Origin of the sequence: Rubrivirga sp. (assembly GCF_049648075.1) — a bacterium.
GTDB lineage: Bacteria > Bacteroidota > Rhodothermia > Rhodothermales > Rubricoccaceae > Rubrivirga.
Genome location: NZ_JBARYR010000083.1, coordinates 1 through 3,829, shown reverse-complemented (window position 1 = coordinate 3,829; position 3,829 = coordinate 1). Strand labels below are relative to the sequence as shown.

The following is a 3,829-nucleotide window of genomic DNA, read 5'->3' as shown; positions in this document are numbered from 1 at the left end:
GTCTACGAGTTCCCCGACGGCGGCCCCATCGAGGACGGACCAGTCCCCGACCGTATTCTCGTCGGCGGCGACCTCCGGCTCCGAGTTGGCCCCCTCCTTATCGCGGGCGAAGCCATCTCGGAGCTGGTCGACGGACCGGGCGGGTTTGCGGGCAATCGGACCGGGCTGTACGGGACCGTCGGCCTCGACGTCGCCGACGACCACCGCGTCCTGGCTCGGCTCGACCACTTCGACGGGTCCAACGATCTCCTGCTCGGCTACAACACGTCGTTCTCGCAAGCCGCCGCCGGGCAACTCAACCTCGGTCTCCCGCTCGACGACGACGGAGCCCCCGGCCGCACCAGGGTCCTGATCAACGTCCAAGTCGCGTTCTGAGCCGAACCGACGTCGTCCTCGAGGCCGAGCGCAGTGGGCGGCGTCCTCGAGGACGGGACACGCGTTTGCAAAAAGACCGGGCCGCCCTCGAGGGCGGCCCGGCGATCAACGACGGTCTTGGGGTGCTACGTCCTCGAGGACGAGCCGTCCGTCAGGTCGACGGTCTCCGACGGGGTCGCCAGGTCCACGGGGGGCTCCGTCGTTCCAGCGAGAGGCGTGACTGGCGCCGTCGAGAGGTCGATCGACGAACCGGTGCTCACGTCTGCCGAAGATGCTCCCGTCGAGGCCGAGCGGGCCTCGGAGGCGACCTCGTCCTTGACGTCCTCGAGGTCGCCCTTGGCCGTGCCCGCGACCGAGTCGGCGCGGTCCTTGGCGTCGGCGCCGACTGACTTGGCTTTGGCCTCCACTTCCTTGCCGACCGACTCGACCTTGTCAGCCGCCTCATTCGCGACCTCTTGGGCCGCTGCCGTTACCTGCTGGGTCGCTCCCTGAGCGGCCGACTGGAGTTCCCGGCGAGCCGTCTCGGCGCGTTGGCCGAATGCGCGGTGCTCGGCGTCGGTCTCTGGGACCGAGAGGCCGACCAGTGCACCGGCCGCGAGAGCGACGGCGCCGACGGCGAGCGGGTTGCTCTGCATCTGGCCGTCGAGCCACGACGTGGCGCGTCGCTGGTAGCGCTGGACGTCGTCACGACCGACGTTCGGCGTGGCGTCGCCGATCCGATTCACAGCGCCGCTCGCGGAGTCCCCAACGTTCGAGGCGGCATCGCGAGCCCGGTCGCCGAGGTCGGACGCCTTGTCGGTAACGGCGTCGACGGCTCCGGCCACCTTGTCTTTGGCTGTGTCGAGCGCGTCGGACGCCTTGTCCGCGAGGCTCGCGTCGTCCGATGAGAACGCGCGCACCGGACGACGGTCGCCGCGATAGTCGTCCTCGAGGTAGCGGCCGTCGCCGTAGCCCGTGGCATACCGCGGACGCGGGGCGTAATACGGGTCGCCCGTAGCGCGGTACCGCTCGGCGCGGTACCGGTCGGTCTCGGTCTCGCCGATCTTCGACAGGAACCACGCGACCGACAAGCCGACGGCCATGGCCGGGAGCGGGTTGTCCTTGATCGTGTCGAGCACGGAGCTCGACTTGACCTGGTCGATCATCGAGGTCCCGGCGTCGCGGGCGGAGGAGAACAGGGCCTCCTTGGCCCCATCGACGAGGTGCGAGGGGTCGAGCTTGTCGCCGATCTGGCTGATCGTGTCGGACAGCTCGGCGCGGGTCTCGCGGATGTCGTCGGCGATGGCTTCGGGGCTGCCCGAGGTCTGCGTCGTGTCGACGGGTGCGGCGGCGGGCCGGCCGGTTACGGGGTCTCTTGCTTGATCCATTGTTTGTCCTCCTTAAGGGTTTGGGTTGTCGTGTCGAGGGGGGGCGAAAGGGCCTTGAGCTGGTCGAGCCCTTTCTTCAGCATGACGGCACCGACGGCGGCGACGAGCGCGCCGACGAGAACGATGCCGAGCCATATCAAGTCGTCATCGAAGAGCTGACCGAGCGCCCAGCCGAGCCCGATCACCAGCGCGATCAGGCCGGTATACGCCACGGCGCCGCCAGCGACAGCCGCGCCGACGCCCTTGCCGGCCTCAGCGATCTCTTGTCGGGCTTCGACTTTGGCGAGCCGGACCTCCTGCTTGACCAGGGCTGTCGTCTCGGTGGAGAGTTGCGAGAGCAGGTCTCCCAGCGTAGGCTCCGGGGCCGGTGCGGTCGGCGGGCCATCGATGACCGCGACGGTGTCCGGTGGGACCGTCACGGGCGGGTTGTTGTCGGCCATGGGTTAGAGGGTCGTGCGTTCCGAGGTGGCTCCCCCATGCGTCGGTACCGACGCGTGATGTGGCGGGCGGGCATCGGACATCGAGAACGAGCTCCCGTTGGGGCCGGCCTCGGTGCGGTCGGCCTTGAGGAATCGGGCGCCGAAGATGCCGAGCAGGAACGCACCGCCGACAAAGAGACCCGGCTCGCGCCGGGCGAACCGTTCGGCCTCGTCCAGGATCTCCCCGACGCTCCGGTCCCGAATGGACGTCGTGAACTGGTCGATCTGCGTAGCAGCCTGCTCCGCGTAGGTCGCGAACGCGTCGCGGTCGTTGTCGCGGAGCGAGTCGCCGGTCTGATGGAGCGCGTCGGCAACGTCGGACAAGACGCCGGCCGCCTGCTTCTTTTGAGTCTGCGCGACGTCGCGAGCCTGGCCCGCCGCCTGGTCGGCGAGGTCGGACGCCTTGGCGGTCGCGGTGTCCGCGATGTCCTTGGCGGCCGTCTTGGCGCTCGAAGCGACATCTCGTGCGGCGCTCTTGGCCTCGCTGGCCGTCTGAGTCGCAGCGTGCTTGGCCTCGCTGGCGGTTTCTTGGGCCGCCTTCTTGGCCTGTTCGGCTGTACCCGAGGAGGTGATGTCTGGCATGGATAGGATGAGAGAGGTGAAGGCATTTCACAGAGGCGTCCCGCTGTCCGTTCCGTGGCAAACCCCGGAATTGGCCTAGTGGCATCTCCCATCTTGCGGGATCGCGTGAGCCTCTGTCTCGGTCGGCCCCTCGAGGAGGAGTGACGCCGGTCCTAGTTTGAGGCGCCCAACCCTCCGCCTCGTGTTCCCCTTCGGTCAAGACGTCGCTTGGCGCCCCTCCCGTGCCCACATCACCGGCACAAACCTCGCCCGGTTCTGGACCGAGCGCGGCCTAGACGACTATGCCGCCCTCGAAGCATGGGCGCTCGAGGACGTCGGCCGGTTCTGGGACGCCGTCCTCGCCGACCTCGAGGTCGTGTTCACCGTACCCTACACGACCGTCCTCGACGCGAGTGGCGGCGTCGAACGTCCTCGATGGTGCGTCGGTGGGCGGATGAACGTGGTCGAGAGTTGCCTCGACAAGTGGCGCGGGACCCAGGTCTGGGAGCAGGACGCCCTACGCTACGAGAGCGAGGAAGGCGAGCCCCGGACGCTGACCTACGCCGAGCTTCACGACGCCGTCGAGGCGTGCGCGGCGGGTCTCCGCTCGCTCGGGCTGAAGGCCGGGGACGCCGTCGGGCTCTACCTGCCGATGTGCCCCGAGATCGTCGTCGCATTCTTGGCGGTCGCGCGGATTGGCGGCGTGATGCTGCCGCTCTTTTCCGGCTATGGCGTCGAGGCCGTCGCGACCCGCCTCGAGGACGGAGACGCCCGAGCGCTCATCGTCGCCGACGGCGCCCCGCGTCGAGGACGGCCGGTCCCGATGAAGGAGACCGCCGATTCCGCCCTCGAGGGCGTCTCGAGCGTCGAGCACGTGATCGTGGTGCCTCGTCTCGGCCTCGAGGTCGACATGACCGAGCGCGACGTGACGTGGAACGACGTGATGAGCCGAGGCGGCGACGGCGGCCTGGAGGACACGGCGGCCGAGGACACGGTCATGCTGATCTACACCTCGGGCACGACGGGGACGCCGAAGGGTGCCGTCCA

5 protein-coding genes are annotated in these 3,829 nt (G+C 69.0%); 2 read left to right on the top strand and 3 right to left on the bottom strand.

The window, feature by feature from the left end; genetic code table 11:
* The coding region (locus tag WBA11_RS02305) for a hypothetical protein (protein WP_424519115.1) at positions 1-375 on the top strand (375 nt) is incomplete at its 5' end.
* A gap of 125 nt (positions 376-500) precedes the next feature.
* Here the strand turns inward: WBA11_RS02305 and WBA11_RS02300 are convergent.
* The 3 genes from WBA11_RS02300 to WBA11_RS02290 are packed head-to-tail and all read right to left on the bottom strand — an operon-like array spanning position 501 to position 2,803.
* Positions 501-1,742 carry a DUF3618 domain-containing protein gene (locus tag WBA11_RS02300; RefSeq protein ID WP_424519114.1) on the bottom strand — a complete coding sequence of 414 codons (1,242 nt, stop codon included), beginning with the start codon at positions 1,740-1,742 and terminating at the stop codon, positions 501-503.
* On the bottom strand, positions 1,718-2,182 hold the full coding sequence (locus WBA11_RS02295; protein ID WP_424519113.1) for a phage holin family protein: 465 nt from the start codon (positions 2,180-2,182) through the stop codon (positions 1,718-1,720). Before WBA11_RS02295 ends, WBA11_RS02300 begins: the two co-directional genes overlap by 25 nt.
* A 3-nt stretch (positions 2,183-2,185) precedes the next feature.
* Positions 2,186-2,803 (bottom strand): hypothetical protein, encoded by a 618-nt coding sequence (locus tag WBA11_RS02290; RefSeq protein ID WP_424519112.1) that lies wholly within the window; start codon positions 2,801-2,803, stop codon positions 2,186-2,188.
* A gap of 181 nt (positions 2,804-2,984) precedes the next feature.
* On the opposite strand from WBA11_RS02290, the gene WBA11_RS02285 reads away from it, so the two are divergent.
* Positions 2,985-3,829, top strand: an 845-nt coding sequence (locus tag WBA11_RS02285; protein ID WP_424519111.1) for an AMP-binding protein, incomplete at its 3' end; no start/stop codon positions are given.

Coding starts and splice junctions, on each gene's coding strand:
- WBA11_RS02300 (WP_424519114.1), bottom strand. CDS start 1,742: ATGGATCAAGCAAGAGACCCCGTAACCGGCCGGCCCGCCGCCGCACCC.
- WBA11_RS02295 (WP_424519113.1), bottom strand. CDS start 2,182: ATGGCCGACAACAACCCGCCCGTGACGGTCCCACCGGACACCGTCGCG.
- WBA11_RS02290 (WP_424519112.1), bottom strand. CDS start 2,803: ATGCCAGACATCACCTCCTCGGGTACAGCCGAACAGGCCAAGAAGGCG.